The following is a 20,494-nucleotide window of genomic DNA, read 5'->3' as shown; positions in this document are numbered from 1 at the left end:
ACCCTATGGGTCAACGGACAAGAGCTCTGGCCAAGCTCGTCCCCGCCTCCTCCACCGTCATCCACGCGAACTCCGGCAGTTGATGCCGAAACCACGTGAACTGCCGCTTGGCGTAGTGGCGCGTATCCGCCTGCCCGATCTCCGCGGCCTCCTCGCGCGAGATCTCGCCGCGGATATGCCGGATCAGCGCCGGCACGCCATGAGCCTTCATCGCCGGCAGCAGCGAATCGAGACCGCGCGCGGCCAGCGCTGCGACTTCGTCCAGCGCGCCTTCATCCAGCATCCGCGCGAACCGCGCATCGATCCGCGCATAAAGCTCATCGCGCTCAGGCGCGAGAAACAGCGCGGTCACGCCCTCCGGTGGCAGCAGCGGCGGCAGGCCTTCGCTATGCCAGTCGGTCAGCGAACGTCCGGTCGCCTCCACCACTTCAAGCGCGCGGGCGATGCGCGTGCGGTCGCGCAGATTGAGCCGCGCAGCGGAGACCGGATCGACCAAAGCGAGCTGCGCATGCAGCGCCTCTGGCCCGTCCCGCTCCAGCCGTGCGCGGACATCGTCGCGCACCTCGGCGGCGACGGGCGGTACGGCCGAGAGCCCGCGCGTCAGCGCCTTGAAGTATAGTCCGGAGCCGCCGATGAAGATCGGCAGTTTGCCTTGCGTCCGCACCTCGGCAAGCACCCGCGCCGCCTCCTCCACCCAGGCGCCGGCGGAGAAATTCACCGCGGCATCGACCGAGCCATAGAGCCGGTGCGGCGCCAGCGCCTCCTCGTCGACCGTCGGCCGCGCCGTCAGCACGCGCAGGTCGCGATAGACCTGCATGCTGTCGGTATTGATGACCACGCCGTTCTGCGCGCGCGCCACGGCCAGCGCCAGCGCCGACTTGCCGCTGGCGGTCGGCCCTGCGATAAGCAGCGCTCTGTTGTCTGGCTTGGAACTCACGTCATGTCTCTCGTCGCGACCCTGATCTGCAATCCCGCCAATCCCGCTCTCGATAGCACGGTGGTCGACGGTCTGCGCGCACTTCTGCCGGGCGACACCGAGGCGCACTGGCTGAGCGACGGCGTCGCCGCAGATATCATGTTTGCCAGCGACCACAACATGCTCGCGCTCGGCGACCGCCTGCGCGCAGCCCGCGGCGACATGCCGATCGACGTTGTCGTGCAGCCTGTCAGCGACCGCCGCAAGAAGCTTTTTCTCGCCGACATGGATTCCACCATGATCGGCCAGGAATGTATCGACGAGCTCGCCGATTTCGCCGGCCTCAAGGCCCATGTGGCTGCGATTACCGAACGCGCCATGCGCGGCGAGATCGAGTTCGAGCCGGCGCTGCGCGAACGCGTGGCGCTGCTGAAAAATCTGAAGGTCGGCGTCGTCGACGAGGTGCTGGCCTCGCGCATCACGCTGACGCCAGGCGGCCGCGAGCTGGTGCAGACCATGCGCGCCAATGGCGCCTATACCTGCCTCGTCTCCGGCGGCTTCACGCTGTTCACAGCCAAGGTCGCCGAACTCGTCGGCTTCCAGGAAAACCGCGCCAACGTGTTGCATGTCGCGGATGGCAAGCTGACCGGCACGGTGGCCGAGCCGATCCTCGGCAAGGCCGCGAAACTCGCCACACTCGTGGAGCTGCGCGAGTCCTTCGATCTCGACAATCTCGACACCATGGCCGTCGGCGACGGCGCCAACGATCTCGCCATGATCCAGGATGCAGGCCTCGGCGTCGCCTATCACGCCAAGCCGGCCGTGGCTGCATCGGCAGCAGCCCGGATCGACCACGGCGATCTCACCGCGCTACTGTATGCGCAGGGCTACAAGCGCAGCACGTTTGTGACCGCGTAGGCACGGCCAAAGTCTAAACGTAAATTGAACCACTGCGGCAGCCGCAGCGTCAAACGACCGGTCTTCAGTTACGAAAGCACCGGTCATCATGCCGCCGTTGGATTTATCGGGTCTCGTTCCGCTCTTCGCTTTGATTTGGATTCTCGTGCCCCTAATGGAATGCGTGCGGACGTTCCTGGCCGACAGGCCGCTTTCCGCACGCCAACTTCTCCATACCGGCTGGCGAAGCATCTATGCGGGCGCATGGCTGACGATGTTTCTCGTTCTCCAGCAAGCTTACAGGCAGCAGGCAATATCGCTTCGCACGCTGGTTCTGCTGCTACTTGCGACATTCGCGGTGCTGCTGACCGCCGACTGGTTGATCAAACAGCGCTATCCCGAGAAGGAACCGGTCACTGAGCCGCCCGCCTAAAAATAAGATTCCCGGAGTGTTCATCCCATGACGAGATTCCCCGCCACTCCAGTTGGAGTGGCGGGGAATCTCGACGTGTTCTGGTGGCTTCAGCCGCAAACTCTAATTGTCGTCGCCCGACTTGATCGGGCGGCCCAGTAAACGCAGGCCATCGTGACGAAGCGCAACGCCGGCGTTTACTGGGCTCCCCGCTTTCGTGAGGGCAACAGGCCGACGCCAAACATTTTTTCCTATCTTCCGTTGACACCATCCCCATAAGGTTTATATTCCCCCTCGTCCTGCCCCACCGAGAGGGGCGATCGCGATCGTCACGTTCGCGGGGTGGGATGCGGTGGACGCCGGAGATGCGGCGTCACGCGGTTCATGGGGAACGTCTGTCTTCGGGCAGGACGGATCTGCGCCAGCACTGCCACTGGCAGGGAGACGGCCGACCTTCGGATGGAATGACCCTCTGAACAGTGTGACGGACGACCAAGTCAAAACGCGTTCGGCCTAGTCGCTTGAGGCTCCCTTCCCATCGCCTTGGGACTTTAATTCGCGATCGGAGCGTTCGTCGAGGCAAAGTGCAAGCAACCGAAAAACACCGCATGCGGAACGCTGGGCAATCGCTCGGCGCCTCCGAAAGTCCTGATGCACTCTAGATTGCGGAAGACCGCATCGCATCAGGCCCAAGGGTGCAACGGGCACCCGGCGTTCCGCACGCCCTCTCACAGGAGGGTGGGAATGCAAGCGACGACGGCGCCCCCGCGCCGCAAACAATGGGGGCGATGACGCATGTCTGAAGGGTAGTGGCTGTTTAACATTCACATCTGCAACGGCGCGCAGGCGTTTGTGGAATCCCTCCCCCCGCGCGAAGCGAAGCTTCGCTAGGCGGGCAGGGTCGGCCGAAGGAGGCGATGCGCAGCATCGACGAAGTGGAGGCCGGGGTGGGGGTGCCACGAGCGACGCCCTCACGTGGGGCACCCCACCCGTCACGTTTGTTCGCTTCGCTCTCAAACGCGCCACCCTCCCCGCTGCGCGCGGCTTCGCCGCGCTTGAGGGAGGGAGAAGAAAGAGCCCTACTGCACGCTCAGCGCCACAAAGCGCAGCTCGCCTTCGGCATTCGACACCAGCAGCAGCACCGACTTCTTGCCGTCCTTCTTCAAGGCATCGACGCGCTTCTTGACGTCGGCGGCGTTGGTGACCGCTTCCTGCGCGACCTCGACGATGACGTCGCCGGCGGCTAGGCGCTTCTCGGCGGCGTCGGAGCCGGCATCGACGCCGGTCACGATGACGCCCTTCACGCTGTCCTTGATCTTGTACTTGGTGCGCAGATCCTTGCTGAGACCGGTGAGGTCGAGGCCCAGCGCCTTCTGCGTCGCCGGCTTCTCGGCTTCCGGCGTGGCCTTGATCGAGGCCTGCACCGGCTTGTCATCCTCGAGACGTCCGAGGGTGACCTGCTTGGTCTCTTCCTTGCCCTTGCGAATGATCAGCACATTGACCGCCTTGCCGACGGCGGTGCCGGCAACGATGCGCGACAGGTCCTTCGGCTCCTTGACGTCACGGCCGTCGAACTTGATCACCACATCGCCGGGCTCGAGGCCGGCAGGCTTGGCCGGGCCCTTGTCGTCGACACCCGCGATCAGTGCGCCGCGCGCCGGCTTGATGTTCAGGCTCTCGGCAATCTCGTCCGTCACCGGCTGGATGCGCACGCCGAGCCAGCCGCGGCGGACTTCCTTGTATTCGCGCAGCTGCTCGATGACGCCGACCACGGTCTTCGACGGCACGGCGAAGCCGAGGCCGATGGAGCCGCCGGTGGGCGAGATGATCAGCGTGTTCACGCCAACCACTTCGCCCTCGAGGTTGAACAGCGGACCGCCCGAATTGCCGCGATTGATCGAGGCGTCAGTCTGGATGTAGCTGTCATAGGGGCTGTTATTGCTGATCTCGCGGTTACGCGCCGAGACGATGCCCGCAGTGACGCTGCCGCCGAGCGAAAACGGATTGCCGATCGCGATCACCCATTCGCCAAGCCGCAGTTTCTCGCTATCGCCGAACTTCACGGCGACCACAGGCTTTACCGGGGTAAACTTCAGCACTGCCAGATCGGTCTTCTTGTCGACGCCGACCAGCTCGGCCTTGATCTTGGTGCCGTCATTCATGATGACGGTGATCTCGTCGGCACCATCGATGACATGGTTGTTCGTGACCACGACGCCCGAGGTGTCGATAATGAAACCGGAGCCGAGCGAATTGGTCTTGCGCGGCTGCAGGCCGCCATTCTTGTCGCCGCCGGGGCGCCCGCCGCGGTTCTTGAAGAAGTCGTCGAAGAACTCCTCGAACGGCGAGCCTGGCGGCAGTTGCGGCATCGCCCCGCGGCCACCGCCCTCCCCCTTGTCGCTGTTCTTCGCCTCGACAGTCGAGGTGGTCGAGATATTGACCACGGAATCGATCACCTTCTCGGCGACGTCGGCGATGCCATCCGGTCCGCGGCCCGAGGCCGGCGCGGAAAACGTGGCGACCGCGGCGCCAAAACAAAGCGCCGTCAGCAGCGGACGCAGGCCGCTATACGGTGCACGGCGCGAAACGGAGCTCAGAGAGGGATGAGCGATGGACATGTCGGAAACGTCTCCAAAAGAGAGTCGGCAAATTTGACTGAGAGTGCGCCCGAACGGCGACATCGCGCAAGCCTTCGCGCGGGCCATCCGGCTGGCCCATCTGGGACGTGGATTGCGGCGGAATGCGGACGTAAACGTGCACGATCGCGTTGATCGGGAAGAGCTTTTTCGGACGCCCGGAGAGATTATGAGCCGCCGCTAGCGCCGGATCGCCCAGATCAGGATCAGGCCGCCGACGGCCGAGACCAGACCGGCGATGCGCAGGATATTGTCAGGGCTTTGCAGCGCGCTCTTCATCGCGCGGCGCATCCATCCGGGAAATGCCAGGAACAGGATGCCTTCGAACACGAACAGGATTCCGATGCCGATGAGGAAGTCGGCAAACGCTATGGACCTCATCCGACTTCAACTCCCGAACGTTCGCACCCTGGCCGCAGTTTCTTGGCAGTTTTCTTGGCGCTTTTCTGAAAACAAATGAGGCGCGCCACGATGGCGCGCCTCATCCTTTAGATCAGAGTGGCAGCGAACGCAAAACAGGTATCCGCGTAAGCTTAACCAGTGACGCCGTTACTGCGGCTTTGCCGCGGGGGGCTTGCCCGACGGATTGGCGAAGAAGCGGAAGAACTCCGAATCCGGCCGCAGCAGGAAGCGGGTGTCGTTGCTCTTCAATCCGTTCTCGTAAGCCGTCATCGAGCGGTAGAACGCGAAGAACTCCGGATCCTGGCCGTAGGATTCGGCAAACAGACGGTTGCGCTCGCCGTCGCCCGCACCGCGGGTTTGTTCAGCCGTCGAATTCGCATCGGCGATGATCACCGTTGCTTCACGATCGGCCTTGGAGCGAATCTCCTGCGCCTTCTGGCCACCGCCGGCGCGGAATTCAGCAGCTTCCCGCTGACGCTCGGTCTGCATCCGCTGATACACCGCCTGGCTGTTCGCCTCCGGCAGATCGGCGCGGCGGATACGAACGTCGACGACGGAGATGCCGTAACCGTCGGCTTCCTTGTCGAGCTGCTCGCGGATCTTGTTCATCAGGTTCTCGCGCTCGTCGCGCACGATCTGGATGAAGGTGACCTCGCCGAGCACACGGCGCATGGCCGCGTTGAGCAGCGTGGTGAGCTGGATGTTCGCAGCCTGGATCGAGCCGATGCTCTGGTAGAAGCGCAGGGCATTCTTGATCTTGTAGCGAGCGAAGGCATCGACCACCAGACGACGCTGGTCGTTGGCGATGATTTCCTGAGCCGGGTTTTCCAGATCGAGGATACGCTTGTCGATCGAGATCACGCTGTCGATGAACGGGATCTTGAAGTTCAGACCGGGTTCGGTGACCACGCGAACGGGCTCGCCGAGTCGCACCACAAGGGCCTGTTCAGTCTGGCGCACCGTATAGATCGAGCCGAAGCCCACGATGACCAGCACCAGCACTACAATCAGTGCAACGATACCTGAGATGCCGGTTTTCATCGGGTGCTCCCGCTCTGCTGAGGCTGACCAGATGGCGCCGGAGGCTGACGCCGCGGCGTCAGTTCATTCAAGGGAAGGTAAGGCACGACGCCTTGCGACGCACCGGCGCCCTGGCCGCCGTCATAGACCAGCTTCTCGGCTCCGCCGAAGATCCGCTCCATGGTTTCGAGATAGATACGCTGACGGGTTACGTCAGGCGCCTTTTTGTACTCGTCGTAGACCTTCAGGAAGCGCGCACTCTGGCCCTTTGCTTCGGCGATCGCCTGTTCGCGATAGCCTTCGGCGACCTGCAGGATCTGCGCAGCACGACCGCGCGCATCGGGAACGACGCGGTTGGTATAGGTCTGGGCTTCGTTCTGCAGACGCTGGGCGTCGGCCTGCGCCGCCTGCACGTCACGGAACGCATCGATCACCTGTGCCGGCGGATCGACCTTCTGCAGCTGGACCTGCTGGATCAGGACGCCGGCGCTATAGCCGTCGAGCGTCTTCTGCATCAGTTCCTGCACCTGGGTTTCGGTGGTGGTGCGTGCGCCGGTGAGGATCGGCTGAATGTTGGCGCGGCCCACGACTTCACGCATCACGCTTTCGGCGACCGCTTTCACGGTGCCTTCGGGGTTCTGGATGTTGAACAGGAAGTTGCCGACCCCGTCGGGCTTGATGCGCCACAACACGGTGAAGTCGACATCGACGATGTTCTCGTCGCCGGTCAGCATCAGGCTCTCTTCCGGCACATCGCGGATGGTGCGGCCACGGCGACCGGTGTCTTCCAGGATCGACATGCCGACCGACAGCGTCGATACGCGCAGCGCCTTCGGCAACAGCACGGTCTCGATCGGATAAGGCAGATGATAGTTCAGGCCGGGCTGCACGGTGCGGACATGCTTGCCGAAGCGCAGCACGACACCGAGCTCTTCGGACTGCACGCGGAAGAAACCGGACAGCCCCCAGATCACGAGCGCCACGGCGAGCACGAGCGCGATGCCCATGCCGCTGACGAAGCCGCCGGGCAGCATCGACTGCAGGCGGTCCTGCCCCTTGCGCAGCAGATCCTCAAGATCAGGCGGCCTCGGTCCGGATGATTGCGGACCAGAACCCCAGGGTCCCTTCGGACCAGAGCCCCATGGGCCTCCGCCTTGATTCTTCCACGGCATTCAACACTCTCCTCTGCGCGGCCGGACATACCGGTCTCGCCACGTCTGCAGGCTTTATAGGGGACGACCCCAGCTCTTACAACGCGGGGTTCTTGATCGCTGGAGCTATGCCCGAGGCCGCGAAAGTCAATGTTAACGGGCGGAAAACGCGGTTAACGAGGCGCTCTCCGGCAATATGTCACATAGGAGAAATCGACGCTGTCCTCGCCCGCCGCCGCATTCCTGACGCGTGCCACTTCTTCCCACACAGTGAGATCGACCGGCGGCATAAAGGTATCGCCGGTCGGCTGCGCGTGAACTTCGGTCACTTCGAGACGGCCGGCGATCCCCATCCATTGGGCATAGATCTCGGCGCCGCCGATCACGGCAATCTCAGTGACCAAACGCCGCAGCGCATCGCCAGTCGCCACCGCGCGCGCATCGGCAAGCGACGCGGTGACTACAGCCCCAGCGGCCTGATAGTCGGCATTGCGCGTGATGACGATATTGGTGCGGCCCGGCAGCGGTCGCTTCGGAAACGACTCGAACGTCTTGCGCCCCATCACAATCGGCTTGCCCATCGTCAGCGCCTTGAAGCGCTGCATGTCGGACTTGAGCCGCCATGGAATGGCATTGCCCTGCCCGATCACGCCGTTCTCGGCGACGGCATAGACGAAGACAATCTGAGGGACAGCCGTCGTTGCGGTCACACCGCAACCTCGGCCTTGATATGCGGATGCGGATCGTAGCCTTCGAGGGTGAAGTCCTCATAGCGGAACGCGAAGATGTCCTTCACGTCCGGATTGATCTTCATCACCGGCAGCGTACGCGTCGGCCGCGTCAACTGCAGCCGCGCTTGCTCCAGATGGTTGGAATAGAGATGCGTGTCGCCAAGGGTATGAACGAAGTCGCCGGGCTTGAGACCCGTGACCTGCGCGATCATCATCGTCAGCAGTGCATAGGAGGCGATATTGAACGGCACGCCGAGGAAGACGTCGGCCGAGCGCTGATAGAGCTGGCACGACAGCTTGCCGTTCACGACATAGAATTGGAAAAGACAATGACATGGCGGCAGCGCCATCTTGTCGATCTCGGCGGGATTCCACGCCGTCACGATCAGCCGGCGCGAGTCCGGATTGCGCTTGATCATATCGACCACATTGGCGATCTGGTCGATGCTCCGTCCGTCGGGCGCCGGCCATGAGCGCCACTGCGATCCATAGACCGGGCCGAGATCACCATTGGCGTCCGCCCATTCATCCCAGATCGAGACGCCGTGGTCCTTGAGATATTTGATATTGGTATCGCCTGCCAAAAACCACAGCAGCTCGTGGATGATCGCCTTCAGCGAAAGCTTCTTGGTGGTCAGCACGGGGAAACCATCACTGAGCTTGAAGCGCATCTGATGGCCGAACACCGACAGCGTGCCTGTGCCGGTGCGGTCGTGCTTCTCGGCACCGTCGCTCAGGATTCGCTCTAGCAGGTCGTGATACTGGTTCATGGTCGATCTTGCGGGCTTGTGAGCGGGCGAACTTATCGCCTCGTCCGGTGGTCGGACACGCCGATTCCCGGATTATACCCGAAAAAGTGTGTCCCTGCCCCGCAAACGGCAAGGGCTGGATCCCTGGGGATCCAGCCCTTGAAATCAACCGGTTAGCCGGTTCCGATCACATCGCGGGCTTCAATACCGCCGACCACTTCTCGACTTCGCTCTTCACCAGCGAACCGAGCGCAGCCTGGGTGCGGGCTTCCGGCTTCGGAATGTCCGAACCGAGATCGAGCAGACGCTTCTTGACGTTCTCGTCGTCCAGCGCCTTGGCGGCCGCGGCGTTCAGCTTGGCAGTGATCGCGGCAGGCGTGCCCTTGGGTGCGAAGATCGCGTTCCAGGCCGAGGCCTGATACTTCGGCAGACCGGCTTCGATGGTGGTCGGGACGTCCGGCAGCGACGGGTTACGATCGGGCGTCGCAATGGCATAGGCCTTGATGGTGCCGCCCTTGATCTGCGGAACCGCGTTGACGATCTGGTCGCACATATAATCGACCTGACCACCGACCAGCGCGTTCATCGCCGGACCGGTGCCATTGAACGGCACGCCGGTCGGCTTGATATCCAGAACCGAGCTCAGCAATTCGCAGGACGAGTACGACACAGAACCGACGCCGGCATGGGCCATGTTCAACTTGTCGCTGTTGGCCTTCACATAGGTGACGAATTCCTTGAGATCCTTTGGCGCGAAATCCTTCTTCGCCAGGATCAGGATCGGCGTGCCGGCGAGCAGCGCGACGGGCTCGAAATCCTTCTCGGGGTGATAAGCGAGCTTCGGATACAGCGGCACCGCCGCAGCATGGGTGCCCATGTGGCCGGTGATGATCGTGTAGCCGTCATTGGCCGCACGCGCTGCACGCGTCGCGCCGGTCGTGCCGCCAGCGCCGACGACGTTCTCGATGATGATCTGCTGGCCCAGCGTCTTCGACATGTCCGCAGCGACGATGCGCGCGATCACATCGGTGGGGCCGCCGGCCGCGAACGGCACGATCATGGTGATGTTGCGCGTCGGGTATTCCTGCGCCTGAACAGTGGTTGCCAGTGCGCCGAAGCCGGCGACGGCCGCCAGGCCACTGATCGCAACTCTGCGATTGAACAGCTTCATTTGGTTTCCTCCGAAAATGTTTTTGCCGCGAAAATAACGACAGTCGCGGGACTGAATACAAGCAAAGGCCCGAAGTCTATTCGACTTCGGGCCGTGGCGTAACGACGCAGATGTGTGGAGAGATTCGTCAGCTCTCGGATTCGACGAAGACTTCGTCGCGTTTCTTTCGCAGTGCGGGAAGCACAGCGAGGATCAGCAGGAACGCCGAGATTGCCATCAGGGTGGCCGACAACGGACGGGTGAAAAACACCGTCGCATCGCCGCGCGAGATCAGCAGTGCACGACGCAGGTTCTCTTCCATCAGCGGACCAAGCACCATGCCGAGCAGCAGCGGCGCCGGTTCAAAGTCATGCTTGATCAACCAGTAGCCGAGCAAACCGAACACGCCTGCGAGCACCACGTCCATCGGTGCGTTGTTCACCGAATAGATGCCGATGCTGCAGAACACCACGATCGACGGGAACATCAGGCGATACGGCACACGAAGCAGCCGAACCCAGATGCCGACCATCGGCAGGTTGATGACGAGCAGCATCAGGTTTCCGATCCACATCGAGGCGATCATGCCCCAGACGAGTTCCGGCTGCTTCTGCATCACCTGCGGGCCCGGCACGATGCCATGGATGGTCATCGCGCCGACCATCAGCGCCATCACCGCGTTCGGCGGAATGCCGAGGGTGAGCAGCGGGATGAACGAGGTTTGCGCTGCAGCGTTGTTGGCGCTTTCCGGCGCCGCAACGCCTTCGATCGCTCCGCGACCGAAACGCTTCGGATCCTTCGACAGCTTCTTCTCAAGCGTATAGGCCGCGAAGGATGCGATGACCGCGCCGCCGCCCGGCAGAATGCCGAGAATGGAGCCGAGCACCGTGCCGCGCAGAATTGCCGGCGCAGAGTCCTTCAAATCCTTCTTGGTCGGCATCAGGCCCGTGACCTTCTGCTGCACGAGCTGGCGATCTTCCTCGCCGCCCGCATCCAGGTTGCGGATGATTTCCGCAAAGCCGAACAGACCCATGGCGACCGTAGCGAAGCCTAGGCCGTCAGCGAGTTCAGGGATGTTGAACGACATGCGCGACGCACCGGTCTCGATGTCGGAGCCAACCATGGACAGCAGCAGACCGAATACGATCATCGCGATCGCCTTCAGCACCGAGCCCTTGGCAAGCACCACGGCAAAGATCAGGCCGAGCACCATGAGCGAGAAGTATTCTGCAGGACCGAACGCAAGCGCGAGCTTGGTGAGCGGCGCGCCGAGCACAGCGATAAGGACCGTCGCAACGCAACCCGCAAAGAACGAGCCGATTGCTGCAATCGCGAGCGCCGGACCGGCACGGCCCTGCTTCGCCATCTGGAAGCCGTCGAGCGCAGTTACGACCGAACCTGCTTCACCCGGAATATTGACCAGGATCGACGTGGTCGAACCGCCATATTGCGCACCGTAATAGATGCCGGCGAGCATGATCAGCGCGCCGACCGGCGGCAGACCGAACGTGATCGGCAGCAACATCGCCACGGTGGCAATGGTACCGATGCCCGGCAGAACGCCGACCAGCGTACCGACCAGCGCACCGATCAGACACAGCAGAATATTGATCGGAAGCGGGATCGACATTCCGCCAAGGAACGCCGGCGTCCACTGCACGAACTGGAAGACGGTGCTGAAGCCAAGACCGAGATTCGAAAAAAGATCACCCATGACGCCCTCGTTCTTAGCGGATCAGAAATGTCGGCCACATCTGCAACGGCAGACCAAGCGCATACGGGAACAGCAAGGCGCAGAAGCCCGTTAGGCAGGCGCCAACGATGATCGTTTCTTTCCAGCGCGTCTCGGGCGTGCCGAGCGCAGCAATCAGAAAACTCGACATCGCCGCGAAGATCATGCCCATCGGACGAATGCCGACCGCGAAAACCAGAATGGCCAGCGCCACAAAAAACGGACCGCGCCAGTGGAACTTGGAGAGCCCGGGGCCCTCTGTGAAAATGCCGACAACGGTTACGGCTGCACCAAGACCCAGCAGCAGAATGCCGAACATCCGCGGCGCGGTACCTGCTCCGAACGAGAAGCCATGCATGCCCTGCAGATCGCTGGATGCCCACAGAGCAAATGCAGCAATCGCCACCAAAGCAAGGCCGCCGATAAAGTCTTGAGGGCCTTTGACCCAGCTCGGTAAGATGGATTTCTCCGGCGCATGGCTCGGCGCATCACTCATTGGTACGTTCCCCTGTCACGAGCATTTAGCCCAAACAACATCGTTCGGAGACCGCCCAACGGCTCCGTGGTCAAGCTTGCTAGCGATTTTCGTCAGAGAACGCCAGCGAAACCAAGAAGGCCCCCGGCAACTAACAACCATAGCGGGTTAAGCCGCGTGGCAAACGCCAAAACGGCGGCGCTCCCCGTTACCAGAAACGCCGTCCAGGTGGTGTCAGAAGCGAACAGCAGAACCAACCCGCTCGCGCTCATGAGACCTATCGATAAGGGGACCAGCGCGGCCTGTACGATTCCCGGCCATTGCGCGTGGCCCGAGCGCGCAAGCAATTGGCTGACAAAATAAGCAAACACGGCCGTCGGCCCGCACATGGCCAGTGTTGCAACCATCGCACCGAGGATGCCAGCGACCTGATAACCGATCAGCGTCACAATGAGAACATTCGGCCCCGGCGACAGCTGCGAGATCGCAAACACATCCGCGAACTGCTTGTCGGACATCCAGTGGTTGACATCGACCGCGAGCCGATGAATTTCGGGAATGGCCGAATTGGCGCCGCCCACGGCAAAAAGCGACATCAGCCCGAACGACCAGGCCAGCGTGACAAGCGATCCGGGAGTGGCATCGTTCATGCTGCCGCCCGCCGTCGCATCAACATGGTCAGGCCGATACTGACGGGAATCGACACCAGAAGAACGGTCGGCAATGGCCATCGCATCACGCCAACGGCGACGAAAACGGCGATCAGGAGCGCCAGGCTGACGGGCTCACGCTTCTTCAGAAGAGGCAGCATCATTCGGAAAATCACCGCGAACAGCAGTCCAACGGCAGCGCATGAGACGCCGGCAAGTGTGCGCCGCAGCGCTTCGATATCCCCAAAGCGTGCATACAGGATCGCCAGAATGGTCACGATGACCACGGGCGGACCCAGCAATCCCGCAAAGGCTGCAATAGCGCCAGGCACACCGCGAAACCGCGCCCCGAACACCACCGACAGATTGACGATATTCGGCCCCGGCAAGAAATGGCAAAGTGCGAAAGTCTCATTGAATTCCTCGGGCGTCATCCAGCCGTGCTGCTCGACGATCGCCCGGCGCGCCCAAACCAGAACACCACCGAAACCGGCCAGGGACATCTTTGCAAAGGCAAGGAATAGCGTCAGCAGTCCCGGCGGCGATGCCGACGCGAGTTCCGCAATGGGGGCATCAGCCTGTGGTGAACTTGGACGCATGATCCAGAACTAGGGCCATCCGCCCATCGGGCCAATCGATTTTTGCCTGTTTCCACGCCAATCGGCGGTTGAAATGACCGCCCGGCTGTATCGCGTCCAATTTGCGTCATATATAGAGGGCGCCAGCTTTTCCGGCTGCTGACCTCGGGTCAAGACCGGGATAGAATAGATAGAACAGTATGTGACGCGAGTCGGCCTCCGGCCTCGCCCTCACTCCATATATGGCCATGACCAAGACAAGCGACGGGACCGACCGATGGCAACCGATCATATTCGATACGATGTGCTGGCGCGCGACGCCCTTCGTGGCGTTCTGCGGCGCGTGCTGATCGACGCTGCCGAGCATGGCCTGCCGGGCGAGCACCACTTCTTTATCACCTTCGTTTCAACGGCCGACGGCGTCAAACTGTCGCCGCGCCTGCTGGCCCAGTATCCAGAGGAAATGACGGTGATCCTGCAGCATCAGTTCTGGGATCTCGTGGTCACCGAAGATCGCTTCGAGGTCGGCCTGTCCTTTAACGGCATCCCCGAGCGCCTCGTCGTGCCGTTCAACGCCATCAAGAGTTTCTACGATCCCTCGGTGCAGTTCGGCCTGCAGTTCGAAACCGAAACCGCTGTAGAGACCCCGGCTGCCGGTGCGTCGTCCGCAGCCACTGCGGCATCTGCTCTCGCCGCCCCTCCGGCTCCGCCCGCGCCTGCTTCAGAGGAAGAACCGCCAAAATCGGGCGAAGGTGCAGAAGTCGTCCGTTTAGACCGCTTCCGGAAAAAATAATCGCAAGACGTTGTAAGGTGCCGGGGCCGCGTTCGCGCGGCCCCATTCTTATGCGCCGCACCCGCCAGAAGTCTCTGCAGGGAGCGCGGCATCGCAAGGACCGTACCCATGGCCAAATCCTCGAAGACCTCCGCCACCACCCGCACCGAAACCGACAGCTTCGGTCCGATCGAGGTCGCAGCGGATCGTTATTGGGGAGCCCAAACGGAACGGTCGCGACAGAATTTCAAGATCGGTCACGATCGCATGCCGATGCCGATCATTCGCGCGCTCGGCATCGTCAAGCTGGCGGCGGCCGAAACCAATCGCGAACTCAAACTTCTCGAGCCCAAGCTTGCAAAGGCCATTGTGAGCGCAGCACGCGAAGTCATCGACGGGAAACTGGATGATCACTTCCCATTGGTCGTCTGGCAAACCGGCTCCGGCACGCAGACCAACATGAATCTCAACGAGGTCATTGCCAATCGTGCGAACGAGCTTCTTGGCGGTGAACGCGGCGCCAAGAAGCCAGTGCATCCCAATGACCATGTCAACATGAGTCAATCGTCCAACGATTCGTTTCCGACTGCGATGCACATTGCGGCAACGCAGGGTATTGTTGAGTACCTCATCCCCGCACTAAGCGAACTACATGCTGCGTTGCGCAAGAAGGAAAAAGCCTTCGCAAAGATCGTGAAGATCGGACGTACACATACACAAGACGCGACGCCGCTCACGCTCGGGCAGGAGTTTTCAGGCTATGCCGCACAGATCGAAAGCGGCATCAAACGCCTACGAAGCGTCGTGAAGGATCTCTACCCGCTCGCCCAAGGTGGAACTGCAGTCGGGACCGGCCTCAACTCCAAGCCTCGTTTTGCGAAGTTGTTCGCGAAGCACGCAGCAACAATTACCAAGCTGCCTTTCATCACTGCACCGAACAAATTCGAAGCACTCGCATCAAACGACGCCTATGTGTTTGCACACGGTGCGATCAACTCAGTTGCAACTAGTCTATTTAAGATTGCAAACGACATCCGATTGCTCGGATCTGGCCCGCGTTCCGGACTTGGCGAATTGATACTTCCGGAGAACGAGCCTGGCTCATCGATCATGCCTGGAAAGGTAAATCCGACACAATGTGAAGCAATGACAATGGTATGCTGTCAGGTATTCGGTAACCACACGGCAATTACGGTGGCCGGCAGTCAGGGTCACTTCGAGCTCAATGTCTACAAGCCGGTGATGGCCCATTGCATGATGCAGTCCATCCAATTGATGGCAGACGTTGCGCGATCCTTCACAGAGCACTGCATCAACGGCATTCGCGCCGATGAAAAACGAATTCATGAGTTGATGGAACGATCACTGATGCTCGTGACTGCACTCGCACCGAAAATCGGTTACGATAACGCGGCGAAAGTAGCTAAGGTTGCTCATGCAAACGGAACGACATTGAAGGAGGAAGCGCTGCGGCTCGGTTTTGTTAGTGCAGCAGAGTTCGATCTTCTTGTTCAGCCGGCCAAAATGATACATCCTGGGTAAGCAAGAATATTTGCTCACAGCTTGTTGAGAATAACTCCAGAAGGAAATAGTTATAATTCATATCTGCTAAATGGTTAGAATGGTCGCATATCAGACGCGTTTTTCCTTGTGATACAGCAGAAGGTGATCTGGTTACGCTTCGTAGATGACTTCATTTTTCTGCGGAGCTTGTTTGGAACTACGGAGAATATTTTAGGATGGATACCGAAACCGAATTCACCCTCGTCTCGTACAACTACTGGATGGTGAAGACGACGTTTCCCACCCCATCATTTTTTAAAGACAGGAGCGATCATGGGTGACCTGATCAATCTCAATCGCTTCAAGAAGCGCACTGCACGAGAGGAATCGGCAAAACAAGCCGATATAAACCGTGCGCGCTTCGGACGAACTAAGTCAGAACGAACATTGCAGGAGCAGCGCACAGTCCGTGCGAACAACGTGCTGGATCAGCATCACATCGATGGCGAGGACGCATCATGAAATCGCCCGTAGTTAAGAGATCGATCGTTGTTGCGGGTCACAAGACCAGCGTGAGTCTCGAAGAGGCGTTCTGGAACGGCATGAAGGAGATTTCGAATCTTCGCGACATGACGCTTTCCGAGCTGGTTGGTGAGATCGACACAAACCGTCAACAGGGCAATTTGTCGTCCGCGATTCGGCTGTTCGTGCTCGATTACTTCCGTACACGTGCCGTTCCGCAACAGCGGATGCCGGAGCACAATCTCTCGGCGTAAACACAGCCGACCTTCAGCGAATCGCTTCGCCGTCGGTCGTGTTTGCTGAGTCATCGTCAGAACGTCGGCCGCGCTGAACTCGCGGTCGGCGGTGTCAGTACTAGCGGAGGCGCGGGCCTCGGCCTTGGTGCGCGCGCAGCACCGGGTGCCGGACGAACTTCAATGGGTGCTGGCAGCGGCGCAACCTGCTGACTCGCAACAGGCGGTGTCGCAGGACGAGGCGTAGCAGCCTTCGGTGCAAGACGGCGCGGATCGCGACCGGGAAGAAGCACATCGGAGGGCGCAGAGGCTGTCGGTGGATCGCTCGCAGGCGTCTGCGTGTCGACGGGCAGCGAGGCGGACGGCGGGGGAACGGCAACGGGCACAGCCGCCGGTGGCAACTCACCGCGTTCAAGCGAATCAAGCCGGCGCGTCTCGCGATCGATTGCGCGCACTGCGAGCCAGGATGATAACGCCGCCACATCTAGCGTGCGATCAAGCTTATCAGGCGTTCCCACCGCGAAGATCTGAACTTCCGGTCGAACGCTCGACGTCCCCGCGCTCGTGCCGGTCAATGTCGCGCGCATATCCACCTGGTCGGCAACGATATCGTAACCTCCTGACACGATGGCACGCCCTCCTTCGCCATCGAGCGTCGTCGCACCAACGCGCAGGCGGCTATCCTTGATACTGAACGGGACCTGCACCGAAGTTACGGACAATGCACCGCCGGTGATCGCTGTATCGACGATCTGACGCAACTTGACGTCATTCGTGGCCTGCCCAGAATCGCTGGCGCGAATGGCAATGTCAAAGGCACGTGGATCGAGGCCATTGATGCGCGCCCCGTCGATCGTCAGCAATCCACTGCCGGACAATGCGCCTTCCAGAGCCGAGGCACTCCGCCCCTGACTGGCCAGCGTCATCCGCAGCGACGTCTTGCCCCCGGGCATTGTCAGAGAGCGATAGCGCAACGCCGCTCCATCTACGCCGGAAAATTGCACACGGGCGCCAAGCGCATATCCGCTGATCGATGGCTTCAGATCGACATCGGCCGTGATCTCGCCGCCACCGACAGACCCTTTGATCGTATCGATCGTCAGGGCCTGGCCATCACTCTTCACAGTGCCACTGATGGGACGCAATTCAACACCGCCAGGCAATGTCCCGCGCAGCGCCTGAAAGGCCAACTGCCCGCGCCATCCCTGCAGCACACCATGCCCGAGCGGATCCGTGGCGTCGCGACCTCTCGTGCCCACAGCGAGACCAAAGGCCGGTCCAAGTTCGATCGCATCCATGCCGATCTGACCATCGATGGCTTTCTCGGCACCGAGCGTCAGCGCAATACGGCCGCGCACGCGCGAGCCAGCCAGTGTGCTGTCGATATCCTCCAACGTAACTTTGTCGCCGTTCAATGTGAGCCGCGATGACAGGCTGACATTCTGCGCGGCCGCATCCGACGGCTTGAGAGCGACCAGCGGCGCCAGATTGGCGCGACGTATCGCAAGCGCGAGCGATGCTTTCGGTGATCCCGCCCAAGGTTCTGCACTACCCTGAACATCGGCATCGACATCCGCGCCGGACAGTTTTGCCGTGACGCGCAGCGGCGCGCGCCATTGTCCTTTTGCCGATCCTTCGAAATTCACAACGGCGTCGCTTGCGGCGATCACGTTACTCAGGCCCAACAATGCGAGAAGTTGCCCGCCCTGCCCGGCCAATTTAGACTCGAGTGTCACATCGCTGCGCGACAGCTCATTGAGGTCGACGCCACGCATCGCCGCTAGGGGAGCAGATGCGGTCAACGTCGTCGTCCCCTTCACCTGCGCCGCATCGATATCGAATACGGCGCGCGCATTTGTGCGATCGGCGCGTTGTTGATCCTTTGCCAGATCGAGCGACAGTTTGACTCGAACCGCGCCGGGCGTCGCGGTCATGGCGCTGAGCCTCGCCGCAACAGACGGCGCCAGCGGCGTGAGCAAGTTGCTGATCTGACTCATCGATGCGGACGTGGCGTTGAGTGTCAGTCCGCCCGTGGCTTCCATGCGATCGAACGACGCGCGGCCGTCGAGCATCAGGCCGGTGGCTTCACCGACTTTGAAGCGATCGACCGAGATCGTCTTTGGGCTGTAGGCCAGTTGCGCCACGAACGGGCGCATCTCCTGCCCGGCTGACACAGCACGACCGATATCGAGTGACACCTGCCCTACATCTGGCCACTCGGCCTGCGGCTCGCCAAGCGATCGGATCAAAGCCACCGCTGCGTCGAGATCGAGCCGGTCGGCCTTCAGGTCGGCATCGAAGCGGGAGCCGCCAGCAGCCGAGGAATACGAATATGCAGCACGACCTTCGATCGTACCCCCGTCGATCTCCGCCTTCAGTGCCTCGATGGCCAAGCGATTGGACACCGAAGTGATATTGCCACGAATGCGTAGCGGCTTCTGATTGCGCAAGCCGACGTCTGTTCGGCCCTTGAGCCACGCAGCAAGCGTATCCGGATCGGACGACTCGACCGCGATCGCCCCCTTGAAGCCGCTCGATGCACCTGGCTGTGCTGCGCCGCCGCTCAACGTGACGCGGGTCGCGCCTGGCGCGCGAAACTCGAGACGATCGACCGTCCATGTTGCTGCATCGCTACGCAGGTCAGCGCCGATATTCTGCACAGGCTTTCCGCCGAGCATGATCTGCTCCACGCCAATCTCGATCTGTGTCGCGAAGGGCGCCATCGGCATGCTCGACAACACTCTGCGCAACGCCGGCAACGGCGTCACCGCATCGTTGGTCGCTTGATCCCTGGAGAGCAGCCGATCGGCATCGAGCTGCTTGGCCGACAGCACCGCATGCAGCAGTGGCGATGTGCCAAAGCGCATGTCAGCAAGACCAGCGAACCTGAAAGCGGTCTCTTCCGCGCCATAGCTGGCTTCAAGCGCTTCCATATGCGCAACGGCCGGATCGGCCTTGACCTTGGCGAAGACGCGCCACGGCGTTGACAGTTGATCGCCCGCGCCATTCGCCTTCAGGCCGGCCGGGCTTGCGAGAGTCAGTGCGCCGTCGAAGCGTGGCGTGCGATTGTCGAAGTTGAGTACGCCATCGAGATCGACGGACAAGGGCTTCTCGCCGGGGTCGACAGTGAAACGAACGCGCGTGCCGTTACCGTCACCTGTCGGGCCGGAGGACAAACGGAACGGATAGCGCGCGCCCGACAACAGGAAATTGCCATCGCCGCGCATGGCGCCGGCCGCCAATGAGCGAACATCGCCGCTGAAGGCGACGTCGTAGAGTTCGAGCGTGCTCTTGCTCGCAGCGTCGTGGAGTGCGACGCGACCGGTGACGTTCAACCGGTCTATCGCCAGCGCGCCAAGATTGAATGGCCCGGTGGAAGCCGGAAGTTCGATACGCCCCTGCGCATTGAGGCCGAGATCGACCGCGGCGCCGCCGATGGTGAGTTCTGTTGCGCGCCATTCGCCGCGCATCAACGAACTCAGGCTGAATTCCACATCGAGATTGTCTGCACGGATCCTGCCGAGATCGTTGGGACTGCCCACCGTGATCGACTGCAGCCGTAGCGACGGCGCCGGCAGCAGCCGCGCCTCCAGCCCGCCGCTGACGCGAACGGGCGCACCGACCACGCGCGTGGCTTCAGCCTCGAATTGCGGGCGGAACTGATTCCAGTCGACGAAATAGGGGCCGACCAGAGCAGCAACCAGCGCCAGGATAAATGCAATTGCCAGGCCGAGCAGTGTCGTCTGCACCGAATCTCCCCTCAAGCGCTCCGGCAGAATGTCCGCCTGCCTGCCAGGCAAAGTGCATTGCAGCACGTCACTGGGCAATACGCCTTACAGACGTTGCAGGGCCACGCAGAAATACGCGGGAACGCATCTATTTATAGAACCAACTGTGGCGAAGTCACAGCACGCAATACATGGCCAGATCGGCCATCCCTCGCCGTCCGCTTGCGGCAAATCGCC

General features: G+C 61.4%; 19 protein-coding genes. 6 read left to right on the top strand and 13 right to left on the bottom strand.

What is annotated here, in order from left to right:
* Positions 1 to 10: 10 nt before the first annotated feature.
* On the bottom strand, positions 11 to 937 hold the full coding sequence (miaA, locus tag AB8B02_RS05625; protein ID WP_175365602.1) for a tRNA (adenosine(37)-N6)-dimethylallyltransferase MiaA: 927 nt from the start codon (positions 935 to 937) through the stop codon (positions 11 to 13).
* Between the two features lie 3 nt (positions 938 to 940).
* On the opposite strand from miaA, the gene serB reads away from it, so the two are divergent.
* Positions 941 to 1,834, top strand: a complete 894-nt coding sequence (gene serB, locus AB8B02_RS05620) for a phosphoserine phosphatase SerB (RefSeq protein WP_439063360.1) — start codon at positions 941 to 943, stop codon at positions 1,832 to 1,834.
* An 88-nt stretch (positions 1,835 to 1,922) separates the two neighbouring features.
* Positions 1,923 to 2,246, top strand: coding sequence for a hypothetical protein (locus tag AB8B02_RS05615; RefSeq protein WP_139285909.1), 324 nt, complete (start codon positions 1,923 to 1,925; stop codon positions 2,244 to 2,246).
* A gap of 1,058 nt (positions 2,247 to 3,304) precedes the next feature.
* Here AB8B02_RS05615 and AB8B02_RS05610 read toward each other — a convergent pair.
* The 11 genes from AB8B02_RS05610 to AB8B02_RS05560 all read right to left on the bottom strand — a co-directional run bounded on the left by AB8B02_RS05610 (position 3,305) and on the right by AB8B02_RS05560 (position 13,520).
* The gene (locus AB8B02_RS05610; protein WP_439063359.1) at positions 3,305 to 4,843 is read right to left on the bottom strand and encodes a Do family serine endopeptidase; all 1,539 of its coding nucleotides are present in this window, start codon (positions 4,841 to 4,843) and stop codon (positions 3,305 to 3,307) included.
* Between the two features lie 198 nt (positions 4,844 to 5,041).
* A complete protein-coding gene (locus AB8B02_RS05605; protein ID WP_068734021.1) occupies positions 5,042 to 5,242 on the bottom strand; it encodes a DUF2065 domain-containing protein in 201 nt (66 codons plus the stop codon).
* Positions 5,243 to 5,410: 168 nt separating this feature from the next.
* Positions 5,411 to 6,304, bottom strand: a complete 894-nt coding sequence (hflC, locus tag AB8B02_RS05600; RefSeq protein ID WP_089268264.1) for a protease modulator HflC — start codon at positions 6,302 to 6,304, stop codon at positions 5,411 to 5,413.
* Positions 6,301 to 7,455 carry an FtsH protease activity modulator HflK gene (hflK, locus tag AB8B02_RS05595; RefSeq protein ID WP_089268263.1) on the bottom strand — a complete coding sequence of 385 codons (1,155 nt, stop codon included), beginning with the start codon at positions 7,453 to 7,455 and terminating at the stop codon, positions 6,301 to 6,303. Before hflK ends, hflC begins: the two co-directional genes overlap by 4 nt.
* Before the next feature lie 152 nt (positions 7,456 to 7,607).
* Positions 7,608 to 8,144, bottom strand: a complete 537-nt coding sequence (locus AB8B02_RS05590; RefSeq protein ID WP_439063358.1) for a dihydrofolate reductase — start codon at positions 8,142 to 8,144, stop codon at positions 7,608 to 7,610.
* A complete protein-coding gene (locus AB8B02_RS05585) occupies positions 8,141 to 8,935 on the bottom strand; it encodes a thymidylate synthase (RefSeq protein WP_089268261.1) in 795 nt (264 codons plus the stop codon). The genes AB8B02_RS05590 and AB8B02_RS05585 overlap by 4 nt, the downstream gene beginning before the upstream one ends.
* A 166-nt stretch (positions 8,936 to 9,101) precedes the next feature.
* Complete coding sequence (locus tag AB8B02_RS05580) at positions 9,102 to 10,085, bottom strand: tripartite tricarboxylate transporter substrate-binding protein (protein ID WP_089268260.1); 984 nt, start codon at positions 10,083 to 10,085, stop codon at positions 9,102 to 9,104.
* A 127-nt stretch (positions 10,086 to 10,212) separates the two neighbouring features.
* Entirely contained in the window at positions 10,213 to 11,778 is a 1,566-nt protein-coding gene (locus tag AB8B02_RS05575; protein WP_170849787.1) for a tripartite tricarboxylate transporter permease, read from the bottom strand.
* Positions 11,779 to 11,791: 13 nt separating this feature from the next.
* On the bottom strand, positions 11,792 to 12,292 hold the full coding sequence (locus AB8B02_RS05570; protein ID WP_089268259.1) for a tripartite tricarboxylate transporter TctB family protein: 501 nt from the start codon (positions 12,290 to 12,292) through the stop codon (positions 11,792 to 11,794).
* A 92-nt stretch (positions 12,293 to 12,384) separates the two neighbouring features.
* Complete coding sequence (locus AB8B02_RS05565; RefSeq protein WP_120289067.1) at positions 12,385 to 12,921, bottom strand: chromate transporter; 537 nt, start codon at positions 12,919 to 12,921, stop codon at positions 12,385 to 12,387.
* The gene (locus AB8B02_RS05560; RefSeq protein WP_089268257.1) at positions 12,918 to 13,520 is read right to left on the bottom strand and encodes a chromate transporter; all 603 of its coding nucleotides are present in this window, start codon (positions 13,518 to 13,520) and stop codon (positions 12,918 to 12,920) included. The genes AB8B02_RS05565 and AB8B02_RS05560 overlap by 4 nt, the downstream gene beginning before the upstream one ends.
* Before the next feature lie 256 nt (positions 13,521 to 13,776).
* On the opposite strand from AB8B02_RS05560, the gene AB8B02_RS05555 reads away from it, so the two are divergent.
* The 4 genes from AB8B02_RS05555 to AB8B02_RS05540 all read left to right on the top strand — a co-directional run bounded on the left by AB8B02_RS05555 (position 13,777) and on the right by AB8B02_RS05540 (position 16,550).
* Entirely contained in the window at positions 13,777 to 14,292 is a 516-nt protein-coding gene (locus tag AB8B02_RS05555; RefSeq protein WP_089268256.1) for an SspB family protein, read from the top strand.
* A 108-nt stretch (positions 14,293 to 14,400) separates the two neighbouring features.
* Positions 14,401 to 15,813, top strand: coding sequence for a class II fumarate hydratase (gene fumC, locus AB8B02_RS05550; protein ID WP_175367164.1), 1,413 nt, complete (start codon positions 14,401 to 14,403; stop codon positions 15,811 to 15,813).
* A gap of 294 nt (positions 15,814 to 16,107) precedes the next feature.
* The gene (locus tag AB8B02_RS05545; protein ID WP_068734044.1) at positions 16,108 to 16,296 is read left to right on the top strand and encodes a DUF4169 family protein; all 189 of its coding nucleotides are present in this window, start codon (positions 16,108 to 16,110) and stop codon (positions 16,294 to 16,296) included.
* Positions 16,293 to 16,550, top strand: coding sequence for a ribbon-helix-helix domain-containing protein (locus tag AB8B02_RS05540; protein WP_068734045.1), 258 nt, complete (start codon positions 16,293 to 16,295; stop codon positions 16,548 to 16,550). Before AB8B02_RS05545 ends, AB8B02_RS05540 begins: the two co-directional genes overlap by 4 nt.
* A 56-nt stretch (positions 16,551 to 16,606) precedes the next feature.
* Here the strand turns inward: AB8B02_RS05540 and AB8B02_RS05535 are convergent, their stop codons facing one another.
* The gene (locus AB8B02_RS05535; RefSeq protein ID WP_439063357.1) at positions 16,607 to 20,278 is read right to left on the bottom strand and encodes an AsmA family protein; all 3,672 of its coding nucleotides are present in this window, start codon (positions 20,276 to 20,278) and stop codon (positions 16,607 to 16,609) included.
* Between the last annotated feature and the right edge of the window lie 216 nt (positions 20,279 to 20,494).

Origin of the sequence: Tardiphaga sp. 862_B3_N4_1 (assembly GCF_051811085.1) — a bacterium.
Lineage (GTDB): Bacteria > Pseudomonadota > Alphaproteobacteria > Rhizobiales > Xanthobacteraceae > Tardiphaga > Tardiphaga robiniae.
The sequence above is the reverse complement of the archived record's forward strand: the minus strand, read 5'-3'. Positions and strand labels throughout refer to the sequence as shown.